We start from the raw sequence: 26,734 nt of genomic DNA on the forward strand, positions 1-26,734 counted from the left end.
GCCGCCTCAATCGTCGTGGCCGGCTTCGGCCTTGCCGAGCTCGGCCTTCAGCAGGAAGGTGTTGCCGATCGCGATCTCGGCGCCGGGCTCGAGCCCGGCGGTGACCTCGTGGGCTTCGTCGTCGGAGCGGCCGAGGGTGACCGGGCGCGCGGCGAAACCCTCGGCCGTGCGCACGAAGACCACGCTCCGGCCCGCGAGGGTCTGGACGGCCGCCTTGGGGATCCGGACCGGGACCACGTCCTCGGCGATCGCGACCTCGGCGGTGACGAAGGTCCCGGGCCGCCAGGCGAGGTCGGCGTTCGGCAGGGCGACCACCACCCGGGCCGAGCGCGTGTCGGCGTTGAGGAACGGGCTCACGAAGATCACCCGTCCCTCCGCGCGGCGCTCCGCCTCGCCCGCCCGGCCCGGGGTGACCGTGACGCGGGCGCCCTCCCGCACCTGGGCGAGATCGAGCGTGGGCACCGACAGCTCGATCCAGACCGTGGAGAGATCGGCCACGGTGTAGAGGTCGGCCGGGTCGCCCTCCTTGCCGACCGCGGTGCCGACATCGACCCGGCGCTCGACGATGCGGCCGGAGAGCGGCGCGCGCAGCGGGTAGCGCCGGAGCGTGGACTGGTTCGGGGTCGCCTCGTCGCGCTTCTGGGCGGCCGCGACCTCAGCGGCGTCGAGGCCGAGCGCCGACAGCTTCTGGCGGGCGAGGTCGACCCGGAGCTGGGTCTCCAGGAAGGCGGCCCGGGCGGTCTCGAAGGCCGCCTCCGAGGCGCTCCGGGAGGCGAGCAGCTTCTGCTGGCGCTCGTAGTTGATCCGCTGAAGCTCGGCCTGGACCTGGGCGGTGAGGTACTCGCTCTTGACGTCGGCGACCTCCCGGCTGTCGAGGATCGCCACGATCTCGTCCGTCCGCACGGGGTCGCCGAGGCGCTTGCGCATCTCGGCCACGGTCCCGACCACCCGGGCCGGGACCCGGGCGATCCGGTCGGTGTCGGGGGTGATGGTGCCGGGCACGAGGAGGTGGCGCGCCAGGGTGCCGCCGCCGACCGGCGCCGTGACGATGTCCTGCCCCGCGACCTGATCGGGCCGCATCCGGATCGCCCCCTCCGCCTGGCCCGCCTCGTGGGCCGGGCCGTCGTGCGGGTGGTCGTCCGGTGCGGCGTGACCGTCGCCGGCGGCCGGGGCCGACGCGAGCCCGGCGACGGCGAGGGCCTGCCGCAGGCGGGCGGGCAGGGTCGGAACGGCGGCACCGAGGGCGATGCCGGCGGCCAGAAGGGCCCCGGCGAGGGCCGCGGACGGGAGGATGCGCATGGGATCGGCTCGGCCGGGACGGCGGGGCGCCGCGCGCGGCGGCCCGGAGGTCCGGTTCAGGGGTCGCGTGAGGGCGGGCCCGGGCCGTTTCCGGTCTCCGGGCGGGACGCGCGCCGGTCGGCGGCGTCAGCTCACGCCCGCGGGGGCCGCGGCAGCCGGTCGGGACTGACGGAGGCGCGCACCTCAGCGCGGCCGGCCCGCAGCGGCCGGCCCGGGACGGCGGCCGGCGCCACCGCCGCGATCTCCAGGCGGGCGGCCTGATGGCAGCCGCAATGGAGGTGGGTGTCGAGGCCGGGATCGACGGTAGCGGCGGCTGCCGGCGCGTCGAGGGCCGGTCCCGCGCCCCGGCCGTGATGGCTGCCCGCGTGGAAGGCGAGATCCGCCGCGAGGCCGAAGCCCGGTCCGGCGACCGACAGCGTCAGGACGAGCGCGAGCATGCGGACGGTGAGCGCCCACCAGCCCCGCGCCCGGACGGCGCGCCCATGCCGAACCCCGAAGATCATCGCGGGGGTTATGGTCGATGCGGGGCGGGGCGCACAAGGGGCCTGTCCCGACGCGGGCTCCGCACGGGCCTGCGCTTCAGGCCGCCAGCCTGAGGACCCAGCCGTAGAAATCCGTCCAGGCCTCGGTCGGGGCCGCGTCCGCGGGGGCCTCGGGCCGGGTCCGGAGGTCCCGGGGGGCGTGGCCATACGCGGCCCGGAAGGCCTGGGCGAAATGCGCGGGGCTCTCGAACCCCCAGCGATACGCCACCTCCGAGATGCGGGCGCCGCGCCCGCCGCCCGCGGCGAGGTCGCGGTAGGCGCGGGCGAGCCGGCGCTGACGGATGTAGCCGGACACGCCCCCGAGCGGGACGAACAGGCGGTACAGGGCGCTGCGCGAGAGGCCGAACCGCCGCCCGAGCGTCTCGGCGTTCAGGTCGGGGGCGGCCAGCTCGGCCTCGATGAACCGGCGGAGGGCGAGGCGGAGCGGGGCGCTGTCCGGGTCTCGACCGGCCGGCCCCGCGCCGGGCAGGCCGGAGGCCGCCGTGCCGAGCAGCAAAGCCGTCGCCTGCGCGGCCGCCGCGGCCTCCGGCTCCGAGAAGCCGGGGGCGTGCGCGGCGAGGGCGCGCAGATGATCGTTCAGCATCCGGCCGAACGGGCTCGCGCCCGGGATCACCCGACCGTGGAGGGAATCGAGCCCCCCCTGATGCGCGCCGAAGAGCCCGCGCGGCAGCACCACCGTCAGGGCCTCGTAGTCCGTGGAGCAGGCGGAGAGCGGCCGCGACAGGTCGAGCAGGCAGATGTCGCCCGGGCCGCAATCCCGCTCGCCGCCGCCGGCCTCGATCCGGGACCGTCCGGAGAGGCGGACATGGGCCAGGATGTGATCGACCCCCATGCGGGCCACGAGGGCGCGTTCGCGGGTGAAGCGCAGGCCCGAGGCGCCGGCACGGCAGAAGATCGCATTGCCGAGGTGCTGGACATGCGACCGGCCGCGGAAGTCCGCGAGATCTTCCTTCCGGATCGCGAAGGTCCAGAACGGCGCGACGGCCTCGCGCCAGGCCGCCGCCTGATGAAGACCTGGCCGCTCATCCTCGAGCCGGAGAACTGAGTTCGATCGCATCACCCGTGTCGTACACCCCCGTGTTCGAGTACTCGTCCGGCCGCGCCTCTTACAGGAGATGCGGCTTTAAAGAAAAGAGGAAGAGACGATGCCCCGCCGGTGATCGAATGCGGACCCGGACAGCGCGGGGGCTTCGCCTGGTTCCGAGAGCCGGCGATCACGGCGATGACGACGCCCTCGACCCGTGAGCGCGTTGCGCGCCGAGGGGTGCCGCGCCTGCTGCCATCCGGGACGACGGGCCGGATACGAGACGTCCCGCGAGCCGGACGGCTGCGGGACGGGAAAGTTGCACGGTCGTGAGGCCCTGGGGTTTCGGCGGTCATGGTTAACGGCGCGTTACCGGCCGCCGGGCGCTGCGCCGCTGCCCATGGCGCCATTGCCGGTGCTTCCGTCGGGCGTGCGCGGCGCGACAGCCAGTCCGGCGGAGCCGGCGACGCGGGCGAGCAGGGCGGACGGGACGGTGCGGCTGGTCATGATGCTCCGTCCCGATCGGGTCTCGCCGTGCCGGCTGTAGCCGGCGATGACCTTGAAACCACCGGCTGCTGCCGGCGACGACCTTGAGAACGCCGGCTGCCGCCAGCTCGGGCCGAACAACGCCGGCCGGCCGGGCCCGTTCCGGGGCGAGACGCTTCGGCGGCGTTGGCACAATCGTTCGTCGCGACCGTTTCGACCGGGAACAGCCGGGCGGGCGCCAAGCTTGTCCGACCAATGGGGCTGTGCGGACGCGAGTGTGGCGTGAAGGTCTTCCGGATCATGCAGGCGGCGACGGGCGTCATCCTCTGGATCGGCGCAGCGCTCGATTCCCTGACGGCCCTGGACGCGATGGCCCACGCGGCCGGTTACCGCGACCGTGCCGGCATCCCGCCCCACCTGCGGGCCGGCGGCCTTCACGTCGAGGAAGTGGAGGCCTGAGGGGGATCATGACCAAGCTGTTCATCGCGCAGGTGCGCGACGCCCGGGGACAGAAGCCCCTCGTCACGGTCAGGGCGGAGGCCGAGGGCGAGGCGCGCCTGTTCCTGACGGCGGCCTATCCGGAGGCCGAGATCGCCGCCATCGCGGAGCCCGGCGACTGGACGAGCGATGCCGATACCGGGACCAGGGCGGGCGATATTCGCGAGCATCCCGGGGTCGCGTGGCAGCCGCCATCCAGCCTGGCCGGCTGAGGCGGGAGCGTTCTGCGCCGGCCTGGGGACAGGTCCGGCGCGCCGGGCCGCTGACGACACGTGCAGCGGCCTCGTCGAGGGGAATTCAGCACGAAGCGCGGAGGCTGCGGCATGATTTCCGGCGATCCGACACCGCGGCTCTTCGCGGCCGCCGCCGCCCTCACCGGCACCGGGATCCTGATGTGCCGCGCGGAGCCGTCCGGGGACGGGATCCTGGTCGGCCTGCTCTGCCTCGGCCTCTGGGCCCTCGGGACCCTCGCGGCGCGGCCGACGCGCCCCGCGCGACCGGTACGGCCGATGGTTCTGGAGGCCGTCGTGGTGGAGACACCCAGGGCCCCGCCGGAATTGCTGCCCGCGCCCCGCCCCGCCGGCCTCCGGACGGCGCCCGCCCGCGGGCTCGGCCTGCCGACGCATCGGCAGCGGGTGGTCGAGCGGCACACGCATCGGCGCCGGTAAAGCATCAGGCCGAACGGTGGTTTCCGGCTTCCGGAGCGATGACGCGAAACCGAAGACCACGCGCATCGTCCGGGTTCCGATATCCCGGACGATGCGCGAGGGCCGTTCCCGGTCGCGTTGCGACGGGGAACGGCTCCGGCTCCGGGTCAAAACGTGCGTTCCTGCGCCGAACCGGCATCCCCTGCGGCGGAACGCACTCGCGACCGGGTCTGCGGGGCTGGAACCGGATCGGCCGGGGGAAAGACCGATCTCGGGCGCGCGTTTTCGGGCCGGATATTTCTGATATGCCATCTGTCCCAAGGGTCGACTGGGGAGGTGTACGTGTCGGGCTGTGTCTTCGCGAGCCGGGACGGGGGATCCTCGGCGCCCGGCGGCCCGGTCGCCGCGTAGGTGCCGTCAGCCGGTCCCGAGATCGCCATGGCCGCGCCCCCACCGCCGGCGCCCTATCGGCTGCACTGCGTCGTGCACCGGGAGAGCGCCAGCGGCATCATCATCCACGACGAGCAGATCCACGCGCCCTCCGAGGCCGCGGCCGTGGCCGACGCGAAGGCCCGATTCGCGCAGCTCCTCTCCGGCCGTTCGGGCTCGGCGGCCCTGAGGGACGCGGCCGGCCGGATCGTCTGGTCCGGGCAGAAGAACACGCCCTCCGGGGCGGGGGCGCCCGAGACCGAATCGTAACGCCGCCGCGGAGAGCGCCGGCCCGGCCGCGTCCGCCGCATCATGCCGGATATCGGCACCGGCACGAGGTGCTGAGTTTCTGATCGGCCTCGTCTTGGTCCGAAAGCCGGCAGCCGCCTGTCGGGACGAGGCTCTAGCGACGCGGCTCCAGATCGATCACCGGACCGGCCGGATCGAACAGCGCGTCGTCGAGCGGGCCACCGTCATCCAGCTCGATCTCTTCGCGACGCCGGAACGGCGCGACCGACGACAGGACGCCGAGGGAGAGAGCTCCGGCCAGGAGGGCCACCAGGATCGCGATCGTCATGACGGAACCCTCGGACGTCGCGTGCGGCGACATGAAGCACCGAGCCGATTAAGGCCCGGTTCCCGCCAAGATGCAATCGAAACACGGCCGGCGGCGGCGCGGACGGGATCGGAGCGCACACGGCGCCGGGTGCGGGGCCGGCGGCGTCACCGCCGCGCGTGCGCCTGTTCCTGATGGCGGTCGACCTCGTCGCGCACGCCGCGACCGGCCATCAGGATCTCGGTCATGAAGGCGGTGATCGCCGCGACGGTGCAGACCAGGGCCGCCCCGAAGCACGCGAACAGGATCGACGCGGCGGCGCCGTCACGCAGCGCCCCGACGAACAGCGTCAGCACGGCCAGGCCGATCAGGCAGCTCCCGAGCGAGGCCAGGGCGACGGCCACGTCGAGCACGAAGGAGCGCCGCCGCAGGAAGGTCAGCCGGCGGGACAGGCGGGCGGCCTCGGCGGTCGTCGCCCGGGCGGCCTCGGCCGAGAGGGCGTCGACCTTGTCGGAGATCCGGCCCAGGCGGGTCGAGAACACGTTGAGCAGCGTCGCCAGCGCCGAGAGCAGGAAGGCGGGGGCGAGCGCCACCTGGATGATGTGCGCGATGCTGTCGGGTTCGGTGGCATTGAGGGAGAAGCCGAACATCGGCGCGCTAGGCCCGCAGGCAAGGCACGCCCGGGCCACGCCCGGGACCGGCTCGGACGGGGAATCGCAGCGGCACCATGCCGACAGGGTCACCACAGGACGGCCCCCGCGCGCAAGCCGCCATCAACGGCCGCGCGACCGGGTTGATGCGCGTGTCCCGGGATCGTGACCGCAGCGCCGGATACGGGCCGGGGAGGGGCGCCACGATCCGCTGATGCCGGGCGGTCCGCTCGGTCACGCTCGACATCTGCCGCTTCTCCACAGGCCGGTCGCTCCGCCCGGGCGCGGGCTGTGCCGGCGCCAGATCGTGCGAGGGTGCGTGATTTACCCCGCGCTTCGTCGTATCGGCGCGACCCTGCACTGCTGAAACCCCATCGGCCAAGGGCATAAACCGCGGGTCGCCGAGATGAGCCGCAATTGTCGGCGGCGGATGAGCCCCGGCGATCACTGGTCATGTCCAGGCGCCGGCCGGTCCGACCCGCGGAAGATTGACGTGAGGTCCCGGTGGAACGCGGCGGCGACCCGCCGGGTCTCCGGGCGTTCGACGGCGGGCACGATCGCAACCGGGCGTCGGTTAAGGGTAACTGCTTTCTGCCGCGCCGAGTGGGCTTGCGGGCCGTCACCCGGTGCGGTCTAACGCACCGGGAAGCTTCCTGGTTGGTCCTGGGAACGTTCACAAGCGAACTCAAGCCCCGCACGCCTTCGCGCGGCGGGGCTTCTTGTTCACGGAATCATCTGGAATACCGGCATCGCGGCACTTTCATCGGGAATGTGCCGCAGCGCACGGGATTATCGGCCGCCCGAAAACATCACTTCGCGCTGTTGCAGCGCTGCACTATCGCGCGGCCGCAACCTGTCGTTCTGTGATCGGGTACACATCCCGCCCAACGGGAGACAGAGGACCAGATGATCAAGAAGCTTCTTCTCGCGAGCGCCGCCACGGCCCTCCTGACCGGCGCCGCCTCGGCCGCCGACCTGCCGCGCCGCGCCGCGCCGCCGCCGGTGTTCACCCCCGTGCCGGTGTTCACCTGGACGGGCGCCTATTTCGGTATCAACGCCGGCTACGCGTTCGACGCCAGCAGCAACAACACCTCGAGCTTCGCCGTCCCGGCCCCGTACGGCAACGGCACGACGGCCTATTTCGGCCAGCGCAACCAGGAAGGTTTCTCGGGCGGCGCCCAGGTCGGCTACAACGTCCAGTTCACCCCGGGCTCGGGCGTGGTCGTCGGCATCGAGGCCGATGCCCAGTACCTCGACTTCGGCCGCAGCCGGAACAACGCCCTGCTGGTCGGCGGCCTGGCCCCCGGCTACTACGTCACCGACCCGCGCGGCCTGTCGAGCCTCGACTACTTCGGCACCGTGCGCGGCCGCCTCGGCTACGCCTTCGACCGCGTGCTGGTGTACGGCACCGGCGGCTTCGCCTACGGCTCGGGCAGCGCTGACCGCTCCTTCGGCGGCTACGCCGGCAACGACAGCTTCCGCACCGGCTACGCGGTCGGCGGCGGCATGGAGTACGCCCTCCCGACCGACTCGTTCCTGAACTTCTTCCGCTCCTCGGCCGTGACGCTCAAGGTCGAAGGCCTGTACGTCAACCTCGACCGCAACACCCGCAACCAGGGCGCGTTCGTCATCAACGCCGCCACCAACTTCCCGGTGGCGTACAACACCCTCGGCCGCCGCTCCGACGAGTTCGCCGTCATCCGCGCCGGCCTGAACTACAAGTTCGGCTCGTACTGAGATCCGACAGCGAGGGCAGTGACTGACGGCCCGACCTTGCCGCTTGTTCGGCAGGGTCGGTTCGGAACGCTGCCGAGTGACCACCCGAACCACGCGGCGCGCCGAACGCGCGCCGCGTGGTTTGTTTTTGGCCGACGCCCGCGCCTCCGACCGCCTGGGGTTTCGGGGCCGAGGCCCGGAGGGCGATGGCTTGCGGGCGATCGTCGTTGAGGTTGGCGGGCTTCCGGCGGTCCGCGCCATCATGGAAATCCGCACGGCTGCGCCGCGTCGGGCCCCGGCCGCCGCGGCGTCATGGACCGGCCCCGGGGGCGAAGATCGACGGTTACAACCGGAACATGTGGCGGCCTCGCCGGTAAGCCCTATGCGCGTCTCGCGCAAACGGAGCTTTCCGCATGTTCATGAAGATCGACCGCCTGCTGACGGATCTGCCGGAGCCGAAGAAGCCGGAGCCCAACGCAGCCGCCGCCCTGCAGGAACTGCTCGGTGGCAAGTATGGCGAGATGTCGACCCTCGGGAACTACATGTTCCAGAGCTTCAATTTCCGCAACAAGACCAAGCTGCGGCCATTCTACAGCCTCGTGTCGAGCATTTTTGCCGAGGAAATCGGCCATGTCGAGCTGGTCTCGACCGGCATCGCTATGCTGAACAACGGCCCGGGCAACCCGGCCAAGGACGTCGACATCTCCAAGGCGCCCTTCGCCGAGATGCAGGATGTCCGCCTCGCCGGCAGCTTCCTGGCGAATGGCGGCGGCGCGATGCCGATGAACGCCAACGCCGCGTCCTGGAACATGGACATGGTGACGACGACCGGGAACCTGATCATCGACCTGCTGCACAACTTCCACTTGGAATGCGGCGCGCGCATCCACAAGCTGCGGGTCTACGAGACCATGATCGAGCCGACCGGCCGGGAAGTCTGCGCCTACCTGCTGGTGCGCGGATCCCTGCACGCCCACGCCTACGCGCTGGCGTTGAAGAAGCTGACCGGCGTCGAGATCGAGAAGATGCTGCCGACCCCGAACATCGACCTGTCGCGGGTGCCCGAGTGTCAGAAGTACCTCGACGAGGGCAAGCACCGGCGCCTCTACACCTTCAGCGAGGCGGATTACCAGGAAGCCGCCGGCGTCTGGTCGAACGACGAGGTGGCGCTGCCGGGGGACCCGCCGGGCAACCTCGAAGTGGTCGACGGCTATCCCGAGGGCGGCAAGATCCCGGAACTCGACGGCAATTACGGCGCCTTCGCGCCGGATTACGCGCCGGAGGAGATCTTCGAGATCGCCAGCAAGCTCTACAAGAAGGGGCGCTGATCACCGCGGGTCCGGCGACGCCGGACCCGGCTACGCCCCCTAATGCGGCGGCACCGCGAGGCAACCGCCGAGCGCCGTCCTCAGCGCCGCCGCGTCACTGTCCGCGACCGAAAAACCCGCCGTCAGGGTCTGATCCCCGGCGCGCGGGCTTGCCTGTGTCCAGGTCAGCCGCGTGCCGGCCTGGGTCAGGGCGAGGGTAACGCCGCGCAGGGGATCCTCGCCCCGGCGGGCGCCAGCCACCGTCAGGCTGAAGCCCGTGTCGGGATCGCGCGTTTCCGCGCCCTGCGCCGGCATCCGCACGGACCGGACGCCGCCGGCATTCGCGACCAGGATGCCGGTGAGCGGCGCCGCATGTCCGTCCCCCTCCAGACCGGCGACATCGAAGCCCTCCGCCGCTGCCGCGGAGTGCGGGACCGTCAGCACCGCCGACAGGCCGGATCCGGCCGGATCGCAGGCGAGCCGCAGGGTGGCCGGATGCTGGCCGGCGCCGAAGGTGGCATGGCCGGAGAGTTCCATGGATCCCGCCACCGGCCGCGACCCATCAGGCAGGACGGGGGTGCCTCCGGTCAGGACGTCCGAGAGCCGGACGCCGTGCGGCCAGGGACCCGCCACGAGCACAGCGACCGCAACCCCCAGAATCGCCAGAGCCACGCCGATCCTGAGCCGCATCCTGTCCTCCACCCGTGGGAAACCCGGGCCGGCGGCATAGCGCATCGTCCTGGACATCGGAACCAGGACGATGCGCTCCAGCACCGTCCCGACAATCGGACCCGGTACGATGCCGCAGGTCCTTGATTCCGCATCATTTTTTCCGAAAGCCGGAAACCACCATTCGGGATGATGCGCGCGGTCTCCGGTTCGGCATCATCTGTTTCCGAAAGCCGGAAACCTCCTTTCGGGATGATGCGCGAGGTCTCTGGTTCGGCATCATCTGTTTCCGAAAGCCGAAAACCACCTTTCGGGATGATGCTCCGGACGATCGCGGCCCGGCCGCAACTGTTCGTTCACCATGCTCGCGGGAACGGCCCACAACCGCAACCTGTGAGCCCGGCGGAAACTCCGTACAAACCGATCGATCCTATGCACGCCCGCTCAACCCTGAGCGTCGCGATGCGCATCAAGATCCTCCTTGCCCTGACCCTGGTCGTCTACGTCACGACCGGGCGTGCGCCGGGCATCCGCGAGCCGCGCAACCCGGATACCGAGCAGGCGGGTGGCCGCATGGTGATCGCGATGAAGCGGGCCTGGTCGTGAGGGTCAGGCCGGCGCCGCGCAGGCCCTGAGCCGGGCGGCCACCAGGGCCTGGAGGCTCCACAGGTGCCGGTCGCGGATGCCGAGCCGCTCGCAGGCCTCGACGGTGCGGAACAGGTACTCGGCGCTCGGGCCGGCATGCCCGCAGGCGACGGCGATTTTTTCCGCAATCTCGGCGTCGGAGAGGCGGCCGGCGTAGCGCTCGCTGGCGCGGTTGGCCAGGAAGGTCAGCGCCGGGACGGTCCCGGCCTCGGTCTGCACCGGCAGCCAGCGGGCGACGTAGCCCCGGCCGCGCATCTCCCGCCGCCAGACCGGCATCAGCGCCGTGCGGATCTCCGTCCAGGGCAGGCGGAACGCGACGCCCCGGCACAGGCCGCCGCGGTCGAGCGCCAGGACGAAGCCCGGCCGCTCCGGCGTTCCGCGGAACCGGCGTTGGAGCAGGCAGAATCGCCGGTGGAAGCCGCGCACGGTCCCGATCCGGCGCTCGGCCACGGGGAATTCCGGGCGCCACATCAGGGAGCCGTAGGCGAAGACCCAGATATCGCGGCCCGCGCGCCCCGCGACGATCGCCTCCAGCCCCGGGCGCAGTTCCGCGTCGCTCAGGAGGTCGAGGGCGCTCGGATCATCGGGCACCGGGACGGAATGGGCGCGGGCGATCAGGTCGAGGCTGAGGTCGAGGGTGCGTGCCGGCATCGGGGACACGGCGGTCAACGCGGCCGGCTCACCGGGCGTTGCCGAGCGTGTCCAGTTCCGGGAAGGGTTGGCTGCGATGGCCGGTGCAGACCTCGTCGTCGTCGATCACCTCCAGCCGGTCGGCCTGGTAGCGCATCACCGCCTTGGGCCGCTCGGGCTTGCCGAAGGTCCGGCCGCTCATCCGGCTCGACACGCAGTAGATCGTCCGGCCGCCATCCGCGACCGGGCCGGCGAGCCGGCTGCCCTCGAACCGCACCGGCAGCAGCGAGACCGAACCGAATTCGACCTGCCTCACGGCTAGGGCGGCGATCCGCGCCTTCAGGGCCGGGGAGGGCGCGTCCTCGGCGGCGGGCGGCTTCGTCGCCTTGGGGGCGGCCAGCGCGGCGGCCGAGGTGATCATCAGGGCGGCGAGAGCCAGGACGGCGCGAGACGGCATGCGGGCGATTCTCCGCGGCCAAGCTACCGCCCCCCGCCGGCCGCGCAAAGGCGGCACGGCCGCCGGGCCTCACGGATCCCGACCACGGCTCGGGATCCGGGCAACAGCATCTTATATGACGGCCTCGACGCGGCTCACGGAGGCCGCGATCCCGATCCTGCCCGCCGGTGATGTGACCCCGATGCAATGGACCGACGACGCGCTGGTGCTGGGCTCACGCCGGCACGGGGAGAGCGGCGTCATCCTGGAGGCGATGACCGAGGCGCACGGGCGCCATCTCGGGCTCGTGCATGGCGGGCGCTCGCGCCGGATGCAGCCGGTGCTCCAGCCCGGCAACCGGGTCCGGCTGACCTGGCGGGCGCGCCTCGACGAGGGTCTCGGCGCCTACGCGGTGGAGCCCCTCGACTCGCAGGTCTCGCGCCTGATCGGGTCGGGGCTCGCCCTCTACGGGATCGGCCACCTGGCGGCCCTGCTGCGGCTCCTCCCCGAGCGCGACCCGCACCCGGCGCTCTATGCGGCGGCCGGGATCCTGGTCGAGCACCTCGACGATCCGGCCATCGCGCCGCCCCTGATGGTGCGCTTCGAGTTGGAGATCCTGTCGGAGCTCGGCTTCGGCCTCGACCTGACCGCCTGCGCCGCCACCGGCGGCAATGACGCCCTGGCCTACGTGTCGCCCCGGAGCGGCCGGGCGGTCAGCGCCTCGGCCGGCGAGCCTTTTCGCGATCGGCTGCTCGCCCTCCCCACCTTCCTGCACGCGGGCGGATCGCCGGGGCCGGACGGCGTTGCCCAAGGGTTTACCTTGACGGGGTACTTCCTCGACCGGCACGTCTGGGGCCCGCGCGGCCTCGCCCCCCCCGAGGAGCGGGCGCGATTCGTTGCGCTCGGTCGCGAGGCCGGGTAATGTTCCTGTTCTGTTCGAACCCGTTCGGCCGGGGCATTCCGGCCAAGCCCCGCCTCCAGATCCGCCACGCCGGCGGGTGACCGCGGCGGATCCGTCATCCGGGTCTCGCCGCACGGCCCCGGGGGCGAGACGCCGGGCGTTCGAAACGTTGCATTGAGGAGCCGTCATGGGCCAGCCCTTCGAGCCGCCATCCGGCGACGGGATCGAGAGCGTCGAGCTGAAATCCGCGCTCGAAGAGCGCTACCTCGCCTACGCCCTCTCCACGATCATGCACCGGGCCCTGCCGGATGCCCGCGACGGGCTGAAGCCCGTGCACCGGCGGATCCTCTACGGGATGCGGCTGCTGCGCCTCGATCCGAATACGGCGCACAAGAAATGCGCCAAGATCGTCGGCGACGTGATGGGCGACTTCCACCCGCACGGCGACCAGGCGATCTACGACGCCCTGGTCCGGCTCTCCCAGGACTTCGCCCAGCGCTACCCGCTGGTCGACGGGCAGGGCAATTTCGGCAACATCGACGGCGACGGCCCCGCCGCCTACCGCTACACCGAGGCCCGGCTCACCGAGGTCGCCCGCCTGCTCCTCGACGGGATCGACGAGGACACGGTCGATTTCCGGCCCTCCTACAACGGCGAGAAGGAGGAGCCGGTCGTTCTGCCGGCGGCCTTCCCGAACCTGCTCGCCAACGGCAGCCAGGGCATCGCGGTCGGCATGGCGACCTCGATCCCGCCGCACAACGCCGCCGAGCTGTGCGACGCGGCGCTCTACCTGATCAACCATCCCGAGGCGACCTCGGCGCATCTCGCCAAATTCGTGCAGGGGCCGGACTTCCCCACGGGGGGCATCCTGGTCGATTCGGCCGAGTCGATCGCCGAGGCCTACCGGACCGGCCGCGGCGCCTTCCGGGTCCGCGCCCGCTGGACCAAGGAGGATCTCGGCCGCGGCACCTGGAACATCGTCGTCACCGAGATCCCCTACGGCATCCCGAAGGGGCGGCTGATCGAGAAGATGGCCGAACTCCTCCAGGAGAAGAAGCTGCCGCTCTTGGCCGACGTGCGCGACGAATCGGCCGAGGACGTGCGCGTGGTGCTGGAGCCGCGCTCGCGCACGGTCGATCCGGTGATCCTGATGGAATCGCTGTTCCGGCTCACCGAGCTGGAGGCCCGGATCCCGCTCAACCTCAACGTCCTGGTCGGCGGCCTCGTGCCGAAGGTGATCGGGCTCGTCGAGTGCCTGCGGGAATGGGTCGACCACCGCCGCGTGGTGCTGCAGCGCCGCTCGCGCTACCGCCTGGGCCAGATCGACCGCCGCCTGGAGATCCTGGGCGGCCTGCTGATCGTCTACCTCGACCTCGACGAGGTGATCCGGATCATCCGCGAGGAGGACGAGCCCAAGGCCGCCCTCATGGCCCGGTTCGAGCTGACCGAACTCCAGGCCAACGCGATCCTCGACACCCGCCTGCGCTCCCTGCGCAAGCTGGAGGAGATGGAGCTGAAGCGCGAGTTCGAGGCGCTCACCGCCGAGAAGGCCGAGATCGATGATCTGCTCGCCTCCGAGCCGGCGCAGTGGAAGACGATCCAGGCGCAGATCCGCGCCGTGAAGAAGACGTTCGGGCCCGAGACCAAGCTGGGCAAGCGCCGGACCACCCTGGCGAGCCCGCCGGATGTCGGCGGCATCGACTTCACGGCGGCCCTGGTGGAGCGCGAGCCGATCACCGTGATCGTCTCCACCAAGGGCTGGATCCGGGCGCTCAAGGGCCACGTCGCCGACCTGTCGGGGGTGGCGTTCAAGGGCGACGACAGCCTGAAGATCGCCTTCCCCACCGAGACCACCCAGAAAATCCTGCTGCTCGCCACGAACGGCAAGGTCTTCACCCTGGAGGCCTCGAAGCTGCCGGGCGGGCGCGGCTTCGGCGACCCGGTGCGGCTGATGGCCGACCTCGACGACGGCACCGAGATCGTGGCGGCTCTGCCCTACCGGCCGGAGACCAAGCTGCTGATCGCAGGCTCGGACGGGCGCGGCTTCGTGGCGCCGGCCGACGCGCTGGTGGCCAACACCCGCAAGGGCAAGAGCGTGCTCGGCCTCGACGGCGACGCCACGGCGGCCGTGCTAGTGCCGGCGGACGGCGACCACGTGGCGGTGGTCAACACCGAGAAGCTGCTGCTGGTCTTCCCGGTCTCCGAAGTGGCCGAACTCGCCCGAGGCAAGGGCGTCCGCCTCCAGCGCTGCCGCAGCGGCGGGCTGCTCGACGCGCACGTGTTCAAGCTGGCGGACGGCCTTCCCTGGCAGGACGGCTCGGCCGAAGGGCGGCTCGCCAACGCGGCGGTGCTGGAGAAGTGGCTCGGCCACCGCGCCGAGGTCGGGCTGATGATGGCGCGCAGTTTTCCGAAGTTCGAGCGGTTCGGGCGCTGAAGTGGGCGTGAAGGCGTGAGGGATCTCCAATCCACCGCCTCATCCTGAGATGCTGCGCGGCCGCGATGTTCCCACATCTTCATTCGACGAGGCCGGATCCGCGCGTCTCCCTCCCCCCTTTGCGGGGGAGGGTGGCCCCCGAAGGGGGTCGGGAGAGGGGAGCGACGGTGCAGAACATAGCTCTGTGCTATGTGAAGGTCGCGCCCCTTCCGGACACCGGGTTCCCCTCGTGCGGGACTTCGTCCCGGCCCGACCCCTGCTGACGCAGGGGCCACCCTCCCCCGCAGAGGGGGGAGGGTGCGCGCGTGGCAGTTCCGGAATGCCATACTCGGCAGCCGGACGAGGATCCCAAAGGCGAAGTGTAGATCCGTCAGGCGATGAGGGCGCGGGTGGGACAGACCCCGTCTCAGTGCGAACGCTGGCCGAGCCAGAACGCGCCGAAGGCCAGCACGCCGCCACCAAATGGCACCGCGAGCAGGAGAAGGAACTGGGCTGTCGTCATGGGCGAAGATCCCGAAGCGGGTGCCGCACACCCCGATGTATGGCGCCATCCATGACCCCGCAAACAACCATGGTGATTGAACGCCGATGCGAACCGGTCCTCCGTCCTCATGAGCGCAGCGAAGTGACCCAGGGTTAGCGAAGCGATCCATCAGCGCGGGGCCGACTGGATCGCTTCGCTCCGCTCGCAAAGACGGCGGCGCCGAAGGGGGGATTGGCACCCCGATCACCGCCCCGTCACGGCCGCCTCGTCCGCCGCCCAGAGGTGCTGCGCCGCGTAAGCGCGGAACGGCCGCCACGCCTCGGCCAGGGCCAGAAGCTCGGCCGCGCTCGGCCGTCCGGTGGCCGTCGCGAGCGCCCGCAGCAGGCCGACATCGCCCACCGGCAGGGCGTCCGGCAGCTTGAGCGCCCGCATGGCGATGTACTGCGCCGTCCAGGGTCCGATCCCGCGGATCGCCGTGAAGCGCAGCACCGCGGCTTCCAGGGACTCGGCCGGGGCGAACAGGTCCCGGTCGGCCAGCGCCGCCGCGGCCAGCGCCCGGATCGCCGCGCCGCGGGCCCGCGGCATGTTGAGCGCCAGGGCGACATCCGCCTCGACCAGATCGGCCGGTGCGGGAAAGACGTGGGTCAGGCCGCCGAACGGCTCCGCGAGGGGCGTCCCGAAGGCCGCCACCATCTTCCCGGCGAGCCCGATCGCGGCGGCGACCGAGACCTGCTGGCCGAGGATCGCCCGACAGCCGGTCTCGAACGGGTCCCAGGCGCCGGGCAGGCGCAAGCCCGGCCGCGCCGCCACGAGCGGGGCCAGAACCGGATCCCGGGCCAGGCAGACGGCAATGGCGGCCGGGTCGGCGTCGCAATCGAACAGGCGGCACAGGCGCGCGGAGACCGCCGGCGCGTCGCCGGTCCCGACGCCGCGGAGCGTCGCCTGCAGGCAGCCGTCGCCGGACTCGACGGTCACGAGGCCGTGCCGCCCCGCGACGCGGATCGTGCGGGCGTAGGCCGCCGCAGGGTCGATCGTCTCGACGCCGGGGATCGCGCGCCTGGCCAGGAAGGCGCGGATCGCCGCCCAATCGTAGGGCGGCCGATAGGGCAGGCGAAGCTCGATCGCCTCCGCAAACGCGAAGGGCGGCCTCTCGGCCGCCCCGCTGCTCGTCGTCCGGGACAGGTCCAGCCTCAGCCGCGGGCGTCGACCGGCACGTAGTCGCGCTGGGCCGGGCCGACATAGAGCTGGCGCGGCCGGCCGATCTTCTGCATCGGGTCCTCGATCATCTCGGCCCACTGGGCGATCCAGCCGACCGTGCGCGCCACCGCGAACAGCACCGTGAACATGTCGGTGGGGAAGCCCATCGCCTTGAGGGTGATGCCCGAGTAGAAATCGATGTTCGGGTAGAGCTTCTTCTCAATGAAGTACTCGTCCTTGAGGGCGATCTGCTCCAGCTCCATGGCGACGTGGAGCAGCGGATCGTCGGTCTTGCCGAGCTCCTTGAGCACCTGGTGCGTGGTGCTCTGCATGATCCGGGCGCGCGGGTCGTAGTTCTTGTAGACCCGGTGGCCGAAGCCCATCAGGCGGAACGGATCGTTCTTGTCCTTGGCCTTGGCGACGTACTTGCCGACGTTCTCGGGGGTGCCGATCTCCATCAGCATCTTGAGCGCCGCCTCGTTGGCGCCGCCATGGGCGGGGCCCCACAGGCAGGCGATGCCGGCCGCGATGCAGGCGAAGGGGTTGGCGCCCGAGGAGCCCGCCAGACGCACCGTCGAGGTCGAGGCGTTCTGCTCGTGGTCGGCATGCAGGATGAAGATCTTGTCCAGCGCCCGGGCGAAGACCGGGTTGACCTCGTATTCCTCGCACGGCACCGCGTAACACATCCGCAGGAAGTTCGAGGTGTAGTCGAGATCGTTCTTCGGATAGACGAAGGGCTGGCCGATCGAGTATTTATAAGCCATCGCCGCCAGTGTCGGCATCTTGGCGATCATGCGGATCGACGCGATCATCCGCTGGCTCTCGTCGGTGATGTCGGTCGAGTCGTGGTAGAAGGCCGAGAGCGCCCCCACCGAGGCGACCATCACGGCCATCGGGTGCGCGTCGCGCCGGAAGCCGGTGAAGAACCGGTTCATCTGGTCGTGCACCATGGTGTGGCGCGTGACCCGGTAGTCGAAATCGGCCTTCTGGGCGGCGGTCGGCAGGCTGCCGAACAGCATCAGGTAGCAGGTCTCGAGGAAGTCGCCCTTCTCGGCGAGCTGCTCGATCGGGTAGCCGCGGTAGAGCAGCACGCCCTCGTCGCCGTCGATGTAGGTGATCTTCGATTCGCAACTCGCCGTCGAGGTGAAGCCCGGGTCGAAGGTGAAGGCGCCGGTCTGGGCGTAGAGCTTGCCGATATCGATGACGTCCGGCCCGATCGTCCCGGATTTCACCGGCAGCGCGATCGACTTGCCGTCCACGGTGATGGTGCTGGGTGCGCTCATGGATCGTGGACCCTTCTGTGGCGACGTGGCGGATGCCGGCCTCGGGCTGCCCGAGCCGGTCCCGGGGGCCTGAGCACCGCGCCGTATGCTGCGGGTGCTCACTGTCATGGGTTACCCAAACGGCACTGCAGCAGCAACGGGGTCGGTGACAACCGGACCCCGACGCCAAGCGAATTCGACCAAGCGAAATCCGGGCCGAAGGCCGCAGGTCCCATCCCGCACGCCGCGGAGACCCTCAGCCCTGCGGCGCTTGATCGCCGAGGCGGGCCAGGGTCTCGTCCCGGCCGAGCACCGCCATGACGTCGAACAGGGGCGGGGAGGTGGTCCGCCCCGTGAGCGCCGCCCGCAGGGGCTGGGCCACCTGCCCGAGCTTGCAGCCGGCCGTCTCGGCGTAGTGGCGCACGGCGTCCTCGGTCGAGGCCGCGCTCCAGTCGGACACCGCTTCGAGCACCGGGCGCACCCCGGCGAGGCGGGCGCGGCCCTCGTCGGAGAGGAGGGCGCGGGCCTTGTCGTCCAGCGTCAGGGGGCGCTGCGCGGTGAGATAATAGGCGCTGTCGAGGAGCTCGATCAGGGTCTTGGCCCGCTCCTTCAGGCCCGGCATGGCCTGGGTGAGCTTGTCCTTCAGCTCCGGCCGCAGGGGCGCCGCGAGGCCGCGCTCGGGCCCGACATTCGGCAGGATCGTCTCGATCGCCGCCACGAGGTCGGCATCGGCGCTGGAGCGGATGTAGAGCCCGTTGAGGTTGGCGAGCTTGGCGAAGTCGAACCGCGCCGCCGAGCGCCCCACCGACCCCAGATCGAAGGCCGAGACCATCTCCTCGGTGGAGAACACCTCCTGGTCGCCGTGGCTCCAGCCGAGCCGCACGAGGTAGTTGCGCAGGGCCGCCGGCAGGTAGCCGAGGTCGCGATAGGCCTCGACGCCGAGCGCCCCGTGGCGCTTCGACAGCTTCGCCCCGTCGGCCCCGTGGATCAGCGGGATATGGGCCATCTTCGGGATCGCCCAGCCCAGGGCCGAGAAGATCTGGCTCTGGCGCGCCGCGTTGGTGAGGTGGTCGTCGCCGCGGATGATCTGGGTGACGCCCATGTCGTGGTCGTCGACCACCACGGCGAGCATGTAGGTGGGCGTGCCGTCCGAGCGCAGAAGCACGAGGTCGTCCAGATCCTTGTTGGCCCAGGTCACCCGGCCCTGGACGGCGTCCTCCACCACGGTCTCGCCCTCCTGGGGCGCCCGCAGGCGGATCACCGGCTTGACCCCGGCGGGGGCCTCGGCCGGGTCGCGGTCGCGCCAGCGCCCGTCGTAGCGGGGCGCACGACCCTCGGCCCGGGCGGTCTCGCGCATCTGCGTGAGTTCCTCGGCGGTGGCGTAGCAATGATAGGCGCGGCCCGCGGCCAGCAGTTCCTCGGCCACCGCCCGGTGGCGCTCGGCCCGGGCGAACTGGAAGATCACGTCCCCGTCCCAATCGAGGCCGAGCCAGGTGAGGCCGTCGAGGATCGCGTCGATCGCGCCCTTGGTGGAGCGCTCCCGGTCGGTATCCTCGATGCGCAGCAGCATCCGGCCGCCCGTGTGGCGGGCATAGAGCCAGTTGAACAAAGCCGTGCGGGCCCCGCCGATATGCAGGTAGCCGGTGGGCGAGGGGGCGAAGCGCGTGACGACGGCTGAGGACATCGGTCCGGTGTGTTCGGGGGCGGGTCGGGAGGGGGCGCGAGGCGCGGCGCGGGGCTCGACACGGCGCCCTAGCACGAAGCGCCGGCTGTAGCACGGGCCGCCGGATGGGTTAAGAATCGGGCCGGGAATCGCTGGGCCGGCGTCGACAGATCGCGCGGATCGGGGCGGCGGCAATGCGGCGGATCGGCGCGAGGCTGGCGGGGGGCGTGCTGACGCGGGCCACCCCGCGCGCGGCGGCGCTCCCGGCGCTGCGCGACTGGGCCGCCGCGGGCCTCGCCCGGGAGGCCGAGCAGCGCCGCCTGTTCCCCTGGCTGGCGGTGGCCTTCGGCGCCGGGATCCTGGTCTATTTCGCGGCGGCGGACGGCGAGCCGGTCCTGGCCGCCCCGCTGATCGGGGCCGCCCTCGCCCTGGCGCCGGTGCCGGTCCTGGGCGCGCGGCCGGCGGCCCTGGCCCTGGCCCTGGCGGCGGCGGCCGCGTTCCTGGGCTTCGCGGCGGCGACCTGGCGGGTCGCGCAGGTGGACGCGCCGATCCTGGCCCGGACCACCATCGGGCCGCTCACCGGCATGGTCGAGGCGCTGGACGAGCGCGAGGTCGGCGCCCGGCTGGTGATCCGGGTGGAGAGTTTTGCCGGGCTCGCGCCGGAGCTGCGGCCGGCCCGGGTGCGGGTCTCGTTCCGCAAGACGCCGATCCCGCGGCCCGGGGAGTCCATCGCGGCGACCGCCCGGTTGCTGCCACCCCCGGAGGCGGCCCGGCCGGGGGGCTACGACTTCGCCCGGGACGCCTATTTCCAGGGCATCGGCGCGGTGGGCTCCCTGGTCGGCGCGGTCACGGTCCGGGCACCCGTGGAGCCGCCGCCCCTGCGCCTGCGCCTCGCCGCCCTGCTGGACGAGGCCCGCAACGCGCTGACCCGCCGGATCGCGGGGGCCGAGGGCGGCCAGGCGGGGGCGGTGGCGGCCGCCCTGGTGACGGGCAAGCGCGGGCTGATCGGCCCGGCCACCAACGATGCGCTGCGCGCCGCCGGCATCTACCACGTGGTCTCGATCTCGGGTCTCCACATGGTGCTGGCCGCCGGCGTCGTCTTCTGGCTGGTCCGGGCCGCCCTCGCCCTGGTCCCCCATTGCGCGCTGTTCTGGCCGATCAAGAAGATCGCAGCCGGCTTCGCCATGGTGGGGGTGAGCGCCTACTGCGCCTTCTCGGGCTGGGACATCGCCGCCGAGCGCTCGCTGATCATGACCCTGATCATGCTGGGCGCGATCCTCGCCGACCGGCCGGCCCTGTCGATGCGCAACCTCGCGCTGGCCGCCCTGATCGCCCTGGCGCGGGAGCCCGAAGGCCTGCTCGGCCCCAGCTTCCAGATGTCGTTCGGGGCGGTGGCCGGGCTGATCGCCTGCGCGCGGCTGATCGACGGGCGCCTCTTCGTCCGGCCCGGGGCGGGGCGGATCGGCCGGCTCGTCGGCACCGGGCTGTCGGCGGTCACCGGCACCCTGGCGACGACCCTGGTGGCGCAGGTCGCCACCGCGCCCTTCGCCACCTACCATTTCCAGACGGTCCAGCCGTTCGGCCTCGTCGGCAACGCACTGACCCTGCCGCTGGTCTCGCTGGTGGTGATGCCGTCCGCGGTCATCGGGATCCTGGCCTATCCCTTCGCCCTCGACCGGCCGGTCTGGTGGCTGATGGGGCAGGCGGTCGGCGGCATGCTGGCGATCTCCGCGTGGATCGCCGGGTTCGAGCGGGCGACCGTGGTGCTGCCGGCCTTCGGCACCGGCGCCCTGGCCGCGATGACGGCGGGCCTGCTGCTGGCGACGCTCCCGGCCTCGCGGCTGCGCTGGCTCGCCGTGCCGCCCCTCCTGCTCGGGCTCGGCCTCGCGGCCCTTCCGGACCGGCAGGACCTCTACGTCGACCGGCAGGGCTGGGGCGCGGCGGTGCGGGGGCCGGACGGCCGCCTGGCCGCCCTCGGCAGCCCCTCCGGCTTCGTGCTGGAACAATGGCTGAAGGCGGATGGCGACGGGCGCCGGCCCGACCGGGCGGCCAGAGCGGGGCCCGGCGGCCGCTGCGACCGGCTCGGCTGTACGACGCTTCTGCCGGACGGACGGGCGGTGGCCCTGATCCGGGACCGGCGCGCCTTCCCCGAGGATTGCGCCCGGGCCGCGGTGGTGATCACGAGTCTCACGGCGCCGCCGACCTGCACGGGGCCGCTGGTGATCGACCGCCGGGTCCTGGCGGCGCACGGCGCCGTCGCCCTGCGCGTCGACGGGGGCGGGTTCACGATGCGCGCGGCCCGCGGCGACGGACGGTCGCTGCCCTGGCGTCCGCGGGCGGCACCGCCGGCCGGCTCCGAGCCGGGGGCGGATCCCCCCGCCGAGGGAACCGGCGGCATGGCCTCATCCGAAGTGCCGCAAGCCCCGGCCGACGCCCCGGCGGAACCGCTTCAGTAGCGGCGCACGAGGCTGACGAGCCGGCCCTGGATCTGGACCCGGTCGGGACCGAGCACGCGGGTCTCATAGGCCGGGTTGGCGGCCTCGAGGGCGATCGAGGAGCCGCGGCGCCGCAGGCGCTTGAGCGTCGCCTCCTCGTCGTCGATCAGCGCCACGATGATGTCGCCGGTATTGGCGGTGTCCTGCTTGCGGATCACCACGAGGTCGCCGTCGAGGATTCCGGCCTCGACCATCGAATCGCCGCGCACCTCCAGGGCGTAGTGCTCGCCCCCGGCCAGGAAGTCCGGGGAGAGGGTGATGGCGTGGCTCTGGTTCTGGATCGCCGAGACCGGCGTACCCGCCGCGATCCGGCCCATCACGGGGATCGAGATGGCCCGGCCGCCGTCGTCGATCATCCGGGTCGCCGCCGGCTGGGACGGCTGGGACGGCTGCCTGGACTTGCCGCCCTCGACCACGCTCGGGGTGAAGCGGCGCGGCTCGGGGGCGGGGGCCGGGGTCGGCGACTGGTGCAGGCTCTCGGGGATGCGGATCACCTCGATGGCGCGCGCCCGGTTCGGGAGGCGGCGCAGGAAACCGCGCTCCTCCAGGGCCGTGATCAGCCGGTGGATGCCCGATTTCGACTTCAGGTCGAGGGCGTCCTTCATCTCGTCGAAGGACGGGGGAACGCCGCATTCCTGCATGCGGCTCTGGATGAACCGCAGAAGGTCCAGCTGCTTGCGCGTGAGCATCGAAGGGGGCCTCGCGGCTTGGCGGACCGCCCCGGGGCGGCCGCTGAAACAAATCGCGAACACGTTAAACGTTCCGCAAGTGTTCCGCAAGCGTAATACGGCCACGCTCGTGTCCCGGCGGCAGAGGCGGGGCACAAACGCATTGACGGCACAAGCGGAGCCGTTTCAATGCACCCGGGCGCCCCGCCGGACAAGACCGGCGGCTCCGGCGGCGGGTCGGTATCGGGCTGGGAATGACGAGGATGCGACAGCTCGCGGCGCCAGGGTCCATCCGTTTCGCCCTGGGCGTCGCCCTCCTGGGCTCGGCACTCGCCGGCTGCACCACCGGCTTCTCGTACATCTCGCGGAACTACGTGGCGCTCACCCCCCAGGTGGTGACGATCGGCTGCAAGGAGCCCTACGAGGTCTACGACAACCGGCAGCTGCGCCGGATGCTGATCGTCTCGAACGCCCTGCGCGAATATGCCGGCTGCAACCTGAGCGAGGTCCGGATCGATCCCGAGCCGGAGGCGACCCGGGTCAAGCGCTTCCGCACCGCCGCCCGCGCCTATCTCGACGAGACCGTGCGGGAGGAGTGCCGGGTCACCGGCGAGACCGTGTTCGATCCGCTGAAGACCGAGTTCGCCTATGCCTGCGACGCGCCGGTCGAGAGGCGGGGCACGGTGGTGCCGCGCCTGCCCGGCCGCAATCCGGGCCCCGCCCAGCGCTGATCCGCCGGGCCGGAGGGGTCCGGCGTCCCTGACCCGCCGGCCGGGACACCGGTGCCGGGGGGATGCGTCAGGCATCCGGCTTCGGGAAGGTGCGCTCGGTGGCGTCGCCGGCCGCCGCCAGCAGGGCGCGCGCGAAGGCCCGGGCCTCGGCCCGGTCCAGCACGATCGCGGCGGTGACCGGCCCGCCCCCGAGATCCGACAGGGCGAGTTCCAGCCGCACCCCCTCGGGCACGGCGCTCGCCTGCAGGCTCCAGCCCGGCCCCCGTTCCGCGCTCTCCGCCATCGCTCAACCCTCCCGGTGCGCCCCGGGAAAACGCCGCAGGCTCCCGCCGGAACTGCCCCGGCCCGGGACTGTTCCCGAGCCGTGCCAAGCGCTTCCCTGCCCCGCCTCGCGGCGTTCCTCAAGACTGCGGGCCCCGGACTCGTGGTGATGCTCGCCGACACCGATGTCGGAAGCCTCATCACGGCGGCCCAGAGCGGCGCCCGTTGGGGCTACTCGCTGCTGCTCCTGCAGATCCTGCTGGTGCCGATCCTCTACGTCGTCCAGGAGCTGACGGTGCGGCTCGGGACCGCCACCGGCCGCGGCCACGGCGAGCTGATCCGGGCGCATTACGGGCCGGTCTGGGCCTGGATTTCCTTTGGCGGCCTCGTGGTCGCCGGGATCGGCGCCATCGTCACGGAATTCTCCGGCATCGCCGGCATCGGCGACCTGTTCGGGGTGCCGCGGCTCGTGAGCCTCGGCCTGCCGGCCGCCCTGCTGCTCGGCCTCGTGTTCACCGGGAGCTACCGGCGGGTCGAGAGGGTGGCGATCGCGGTCGGCCTGTTCGAGCTGGTCTTCATCGGGCTCGCCGTGGCGGCGCGGCCGGATCCGGGGGCGATCGTGGCATCCTTCGCCCACATGCCGCTCGGCGACGGCCAGTACCGAGTCCTGATCGCCGCCAATATCGGCGCGGTGATCATGCCGTGGATGATCTTCTACCAGCAATCGGCGATCGTCGACAAAGGCCTCGGCTGGGACCACGCCAGGCGCTCGCGGCTCGACACGCTCCTGGGCGCGGTGATCTCGCAATGCGTGATGGGCGCGATCCTGATCGCGGCGGCCGCCACGATCGGCAAGGCCGGGCAGGGCACGAAGGACGGTCTGCAGACCGTGGGCGACCTCGCGGGGGCCTTCACGCCGGCCCTCGGGCCGTGGCTCGGTCAGGTGGTGTTCGGGGTCGGGATCATCGCGGCGGCCTTCGTGGCGCTGAACGTCGTGGCCCTGGCCCTCGCCTGGGGTTTTGGCGATGTGACGGGCAAGCCGCATTCCCTGGAGCAATCGCCCCGGGAGGCGCCGGCCTTCTACGGCGCCTTCGCGCTGGTGGTGGCGGCCGGCGCGGTGTCCGTGCAGCTCGTGCCGAATCTCGTGGCGCTCAACATCGCGGTCGAGGTGATGAACGCCCTGCTCCTGCCGCTCGCGCTCGGCCTCCTCATCCTGCTCGCCACCCGGGCCCTGCCGGAGGGGAAGCGCGTGGACGGCGCCTACAAGTGGGTGGTCTACGCCGTCTCGGGCCTCACGATCGCCTTCGCGATGGTCGGCGTGCTCGACGGGATCGGCCTGCTCTGACCCGATTGACGCGGGCGGCGCGATGATGTCTCCCGCGGGCTCCGATCAGGTGGAGTCGAGACATGCAAGAGATCTGGTTCCGTACGGGCGAGGCCACGGTGCTGGCGGCCGAGGGCCAGTACACCGACGCCATGCCGGAGGTGCTGATCGGTTCCGTGCGCGGGCCGGTGGGCCAGGCCTTCGCCTCGATGATGGGGCAGGTCCAGGGCCACACCCGGATGTTCGTGGTGCGCGACCTCAATCAGCTGGTGCGCCCGGCCACGATGATGACCACCAAGGTCACGATCCACACGGCCGAGTATGCCGAGCTCCTCGGCGGCGTGGTCCAGGCGGCCACCGGCGACGCGATCGTGGACTGCATCATCGAGGGCATCCTGCCCAAGGACGGCCTCGACGAGCTGTGCATGATCATCATGATCTGGCTCGATCAGCGCTGCGCCGAGGACGACAACCTCGACCAGAAGGACCTCTACAGGACCAACTACGAGGCGACGAAGCTCGCCATCGCCCGCGCCCTCAAGGGCGAGCCGACGGTGGACGAGCTGATCGCCAATCGGAAGACCGTGAAGCATTACGCGCTGGACGGCGTGATCGAGTACTGATCAGCCCTGCGCAACGGGCGTGTGGACGTAGAGGTCGGCCACCGCGCAGTCGAGGCCGAAGCCGGGGAGGACCAGACGGTCGTCCCCGGTCAGGCGGGTGCGGGTCCAGGTCTCTCGGGTTCGCGCCGATAGGGTCAGGGCGGGGCTCTTCAGCTCGATCAGGAGCACGGCCTCGCACAGCGGCAGGGCTTCGTAGCCGGCGCACTTGACGTCGATCTTCTTCTGGCGCGTGCCGGGAAGCCTGCGGTGGTCGCTCGGAGACAGGATCTCGGCGGCCAAGTAGCAGCGCTCGACAGCATTCAATCCGGCCTCGATGTCGGCCAGATCGAGAACCGCAACGTCGGGCACGTAGATATGGCCCTCGCGAACCGGCCATAGGTCGATGGCGGGATTCTGCAGGGTAACGCGTGGTGAGCCTATCCGCCTGAGGCCGCCGTCGAGAAATCGCTGCAAGGCGCTGGCAATGAACTGATGAACGAGGTTGGGTTGGGCCTGCATCACGATCTGGCCCCCGATGAGTTCCCATTTCTCCTCATCAGGCCGCGTCTCGATGAAGTCCCAGAATCCTTGGTGGGGATCGGTCCTGTCGACGGGCGGAGTCTCGAGAATCGTCATGGGATCATCGTGGGCAGCCCGGGCCAAGTCGACGCAGATCGAGGATCCCGCCGGCGCTCCACTCGGTCAAGGGCGCGTCATCCCGGCGGGATGCGCCCCACCGAGCACAGGGTGCGCATCGTGGTGCTGCCCGGGTCGGTGTAGCAGGAGGCCGACCAGCCGCTCTGCTGGATGAACGACTTGCGCCGCTCCGACAGGGACGTCCGGTAGGCGTTGGCGATGATCGGCTCGACGGTCGCGGCCGGTTCGCCGATCAGGATCTCGGAGGCCGCCGACAGGTCGTGGAAGAAGGTCGCCGAGGGGGCGGGCTCGGCGGAGGTCGCCTGCACGATCGGCTCGGCCCGGCAGGTCACGTCGAACTTGATCGGGCCGGCGAGGCGGATGTCGATGCTCGGGCCGGCCCGCTTGCCGACCCTGCCTCCGATGGCCCCCGCGATCTGGCGGGCGAGGTCGTCGCAGGGATCGGCCCGGGCGGCCGATCCCAGGAGCGGCAGGCAGGCCAGGGCGGCGAGGAGGCGTGGAACGGTCAGGCTCGGCATGGC

Annotated in this window: 29 protein-coding genes; 13 read left to right on the forward strand and 16 right to left on the reverse strand. The window is 71.7% G+C overall.

All coding sequences use genetic code 11. The features are described 5' to 3' along the window. Positions 1–6: 6 nt before the first annotated feature. The 4 genes from AC3IF3_RS24670 to AC3IF3_RS24685 form a co-directional block, all read right to left on the reverse strand. Positions 7–1,299, reverse strand: a complete 1,293-nt coding sequence (locus AC3IF3_RS24670) for an efflux RND transporter periplasmic adaptor subunit (protein WP_489230653.1) — start codon at positions 1,297–1,299, stop codon at positions 7–9. A 131-nt stretch (positions 1,300–1,430) separates the two neighbouring features. Further along, the gene (locus tag AC3IF3_RS24675) at positions 1,431–1,802 is read right to left on the reverse strand and encodes a hypothetical protein (RefSeq protein WP_489230654.1); all 372 of its coding nucleotides are present in this window, start codon (positions 1,800–1,802) and stop codon (positions 1,431–1,433) included. A gap of 76 nt (positions 1,803–1,878) precedes the next feature. Next, on the reverse strand, positions 1,879–2,898 hold the full coding sequence (locus tag AC3IF3_RS24680; RefSeq protein ID WP_243972827.1) for a helix-turn-helix domain-containing protein: 1,020 nt from the start codon (positions 2,896–2,898) through the stop codon (positions 1,879–1,881). Positions 2,899–3,234: 336 nt separating this feature from the next. Next, positions 3,235–3,372, reverse strand: coding sequence for a hypothetical protein (locus tag AC3IF3_RS24685; RefSeq protein ID WP_489230656.1), 138 nt, complete (start codon positions 3,370–3,372; stop codon positions 3,235–3,237). A 261-nt stretch (positions 3,373–3,633) separates the two neighbouring features. Here AC3IF3_RS24685 and AC3IF3_RS24690 point away from each other — a divergent pair, with 261 nt between their 5' ends. The 4 genes from AC3IF3_RS24690 (at position 3,634) to AC3IF3_RS24705 (ending at position 5,195) form a co-directional block, all read left to right on the forward strand. Next, positions 3,634–3,810: a hypothetical protein gene (locus AC3IF3_RS24690; RefSeq protein ID WP_243972825.1), complete on the forward strand. Its 177-nt coding sequence runs from the start codon at positions 3,634–3,636 to the stop codon at positions 3,808–3,810. A gap of 8 nt (positions 3,811–3,818) precedes the next feature. After that, positions 3,819–4,061, forward strand: coding sequence for a hypothetical protein (locus AC3IF3_RS24695; RefSeq protein ID WP_243972824.1), 243 nt, complete (start codon positions 3,819–3,821; stop codon positions 4,059–4,061). Between the two features lie 111 nt (positions 4,062–4,172). Further along, positions 4,173–4,517, forward strand: coding sequence for an energy transducer TonB (locus tag AC3IF3_RS24700; RefSeq protein WP_489218661.1), 345 nt, complete (start codon positions 4,173–4,175; stop codon positions 4,515–4,517). Positions 4,518–4,934: 417 nt separating this feature from the next. Beyond that, positions 4,935–5,195, forward strand: a complete 261-nt coding sequence (locus AC3IF3_RS24705) for a hypothetical protein (protein ID WP_243972822.1) — start codon at positions 4,935–4,937, stop codon at positions 5,193–5,195. A 133-nt stretch (positions 5,196–5,328) separates the two neighbouring features. Here AC3IF3_RS24705 and AC3IF3_RS24710 read toward each other — a convergent pair whose 3' ends face one another. Together AC3IF3_RS24710 and AC3IF3_RS24715 are read right to left on the reverse strand one after the other, a co-directional pair. Next, positions 5,329–5,502: a hypothetical protein gene (locus AC3IF3_RS24710; RefSeq protein WP_243972820.1), complete on the reverse strand. Its 174-nt coding sequence runs from the start codon at positions 5,500–5,502 to the stop codon at positions 5,329–5,331. Positions 5,503–5,648: 146 nt separating this feature from the next. Next, positions 5,649–6,131 carry a DUF2721 domain-containing protein gene (locus AC3IF3_RS24715; protein WP_243972818.1) on the reverse strand — a complete coding sequence of 161 codons (483 nt, stop codon included), beginning with the start codon at positions 6,129–6,131 and terminating at the stop codon, positions 5,649–5,651. Positions 6,132–7,037: 906 nt separating this feature from the next. On the opposite strand from AC3IF3_RS24715, the gene AC3IF3_RS24720 reads away from it, so the two are divergent. Next, positions 7,038–7,868 carry an outer membrane protein gene (locus AC3IF3_RS24720; protein ID WP_489218663.1) on the forward strand — a complete coding sequence of 277 codons (831 nt, stop codon included), beginning with the start codon at positions 7,038–7,040 and terminating at the stop codon, positions 7,866–7,868. Between the two features lie 392 nt (positions 7,869–8,260). After that, positions 8,261–9,175, forward strand: coding sequence for a manganese catalase family protein (locus AC3IF3_RS24725; RefSeq protein ID WP_243968331.1), 915 nt, complete (start codon positions 8,261–8,263; stop codon positions 9,173–9,175). A gap of 39 nt (positions 9,176–9,214) precedes the next feature. On the opposite strand, the gene AC3IF3_RS24730 is transcribed toward AC3IF3_RS24725, so the two are convergent. Then, positions 9,215–9,844, reverse strand: a complete 630-nt coding sequence (locus tag AC3IF3_RS24730) for a hypothetical protein (protein ID WP_489230658.1) — start codon at positions 9,842–9,844, stop codon at positions 9,215–9,217. 168 nt (positions 9,845–10,012) lie between these two features. On the opposite strand from AC3IF3_RS24730, the gene AC3IF3_RS24735 reads away from it, so the two are divergent. After that, positions 10,013–10,429, forward strand: a complete 417-nt coding sequence (locus tag AC3IF3_RS24735) for a hypothetical protein (RefSeq protein ID WP_489230659.1) — start codon at positions 10,013–10,015, stop codon at positions 10,427–10,429. A 3-nt stretch (positions 10,430–10,432) separates the two neighbouring features. Here AC3IF3_RS24735 and AC3IF3_RS24740 read toward each other — a convergent pair whose 3' ends face one another. Together AC3IF3_RS24740 and AC3IF3_RS24745 are read right to left on the reverse strand one after the other, a co-directional pair. After that, positions 10,433–11,119 (reverse strand): gamma-glutamylcyclotransferase, encoded by a 687-nt coding sequence (locus AC3IF3_RS24740; protein ID WP_489230660.1) that lies wholly within the window; start codon positions 11,117–11,119, stop codon positions 10,433–10,435. 28 nt (positions 11,120–11,147) lie between these two features. Beyond that, entirely contained in the window at positions 11,148–11,555 is a 408-nt protein-coding gene (locus AC3IF3_RS24745; protein WP_243968334.1) for a hypothetical protein, read from the reverse strand. Positions 11,556–11,736: 181 nt separating this feature from the next. Between AC3IF3_RS24745 and recO the strand changes: the two genes are divergently transcribed. Further along, positions 11,737–12,456: a DNA repair protein RecO gene (recO, locus tag AC3IF3_RS24750; protein ID WP_489220410.1), complete on the forward strand. Its 720-nt coding sequence runs from the start codon at positions 11,737–11,739 to the stop codon at positions 12,454–12,456. A gap of 166 nt (positions 12,457–12,622) precedes the next feature. Next, positions 12,623–14,869, forward strand: a complete 2,247-nt coding sequence (parC, locus tag AC3IF3_RS24755) for a DNA topoisomerase IV subunit A (protein ID WP_489230661.1) — start codon at positions 12,623–12,625, stop codon at positions 14,867–14,869. A gap of 727 nt (positions 14,870–15,596) precedes the next feature. On the opposite strand, the gene AC3IF3_RS24760 is transcribed toward parC, so the two are convergent. From AC3IF3_RS24760 to gltX, 3 genes are all read right to left on the reverse strand, one after another. Further along, the gene (locus tag AC3IF3_RS24760; RefSeq protein ID WP_489231362.1) at positions 15,597–16,475 is read right to left on the reverse strand and encodes a DNA-3-methyladenine glycosylase family protein; all 879 of its coding nucleotides are present in this window, start codon (positions 16,473–16,475) and stop codon (positions 15,597–15,599) included. A gap of 68 nt (positions 16,476–16,543) precedes the next feature. Then, positions 16,544–17,833 (reverse strand): citrate synthase, encoded by a 1,290-nt coding sequence (gltA, locus tag AC3IF3_RS24765; RefSeq protein WP_489230662.1) that lies wholly within the window; start codon positions 17,831–17,833, stop codon positions 16,544–16,546. A 235-nt stretch (positions 17,834–18,068) separates the two neighbouring features. Next, positions 18,069–19,496, reverse strand: a complete 1,428-nt coding sequence (gltX, locus tag AC3IF3_RS24770) for a glutamate--tRNA ligase (RefSeq protein WP_489230663.1) — start codon at positions 19,494–19,496, stop codon at positions 18,069–18,071. Positions 19,497–19,669: 173 nt separating this feature from the next. Between gltX and AC3IF3_RS24775 the strand changes: the two genes are divergently transcribed. Further along, complete coding sequence (locus AC3IF3_RS24775) at positions 19,670–21,931, forward strand: ComEC/Rec2 family competence protein (protein WP_489230664.1); 2,262 nt, start codon at positions 19,670–19,672, stop codon at positions 21,929–21,931. On the opposite strand, the gene lexA is transcribed toward AC3IF3_RS24775, so the two are convergent. Further along, positions 21,925–22,659 carry a transcriptional repressor LexA gene (gene lexA / locus AC3IF3_RS24780; protein WP_489230665.1) on the reverse strand — a complete coding sequence of 245 codons (735 nt, stop codon included), beginning with the start codon at positions 22,657–22,659 and terminating at the stop codon, positions 21,925–21,927. The two genes, AC3IF3_RS24775 and lexA, sit on opposite strands and share 7 nt — an antisense overlap. A 242-nt stretch (positions 22,660–22,901) precedes the next feature. Between lexA and AC3IF3_RS24785 the strand changes: the two genes are divergently transcribed. After that, positions 22,902–23,369: a hypothetical protein gene (locus tag AC3IF3_RS24785; protein WP_489218672.1), complete on the forward strand. Its 468-nt coding sequence runs from the start codon at positions 22,902–22,904 to the stop codon at positions 23,367–23,369. A gap of 67 nt (positions 23,370–23,436) precedes the next feature. Here the strand turns inward: AC3IF3_RS24785 and AC3IF3_RS24790 are convergent, their stop codons facing one another. Then, complete coding sequence (locus AC3IF3_RS24790; RefSeq protein ID WP_489218673.1) at positions 23,437–23,652, reverse strand: hypothetical protein; 216 nt, start codon at positions 23,650–23,652, stop codon at positions 23,437–23,439. Between the two features lie 81 nt (positions 23,653–23,733). On the opposite strand from AC3IF3_RS24790, the gene AC3IF3_RS24795 reads away from it, so the two are divergent. Both AC3IF3_RS24795 and fae read left to right on the forward strand, forming a co-directional pair. After that, positions 23,734–24,975 carry an NRAMP family divalent metal transporter gene (locus tag AC3IF3_RS24795; RefSeq protein WP_243968704.1) on the forward strand — a complete coding sequence of 414 codons (1,242 nt, stop codon included), beginning with the start codon at positions 23,734–23,736 and terminating at the stop codon, positions 24,973–24,975. Between the two features lie 62 nt (positions 24,976–25,037). After that, the gene (fae, locus tag AC3IF3_RS24800) at positions 25,038–25,577 is read left to right on the forward strand and encodes a formaldehyde-activating enzyme (protein WP_020092273.1); all 540 of its coding nucleotides are present in this window, start codon (positions 25,038–25,040) and stop codon (positions 25,575–25,577) included. Here the strand turns inward: fae and AC3IF3_RS24805 are convergent, their stop codons facing one another. After that, on the reverse strand, positions 25,578–26,192 hold the full coding sequence (locus AC3IF3_RS24805; RefSeq protein WP_489230666.1) for a Uma2 family endonuclease: 615 nt from the start codon (positions 26,190–26,192) through the stop codon (positions 25,578–25,580). A 77-nt stretch (positions 26,193–26,269) separates the two neighbouring features. Then, positions 26,270–26,731 carry a hypothetical protein gene (locus tag AC3IF3_RS24810; protein WP_489218677.1) on the reverse strand — a complete coding sequence of 154 codons (462 nt, stop codon included), beginning with the start codon at positions 26,729–26,731 and terminating at the stop codon, positions 26,270–26,272. Positions 26,732–26,734 lie beyond the last annotated feature (3 nt).

It is taken from the genome of Methylobacterium sp. J-118 (assembly GCF_057836565.1).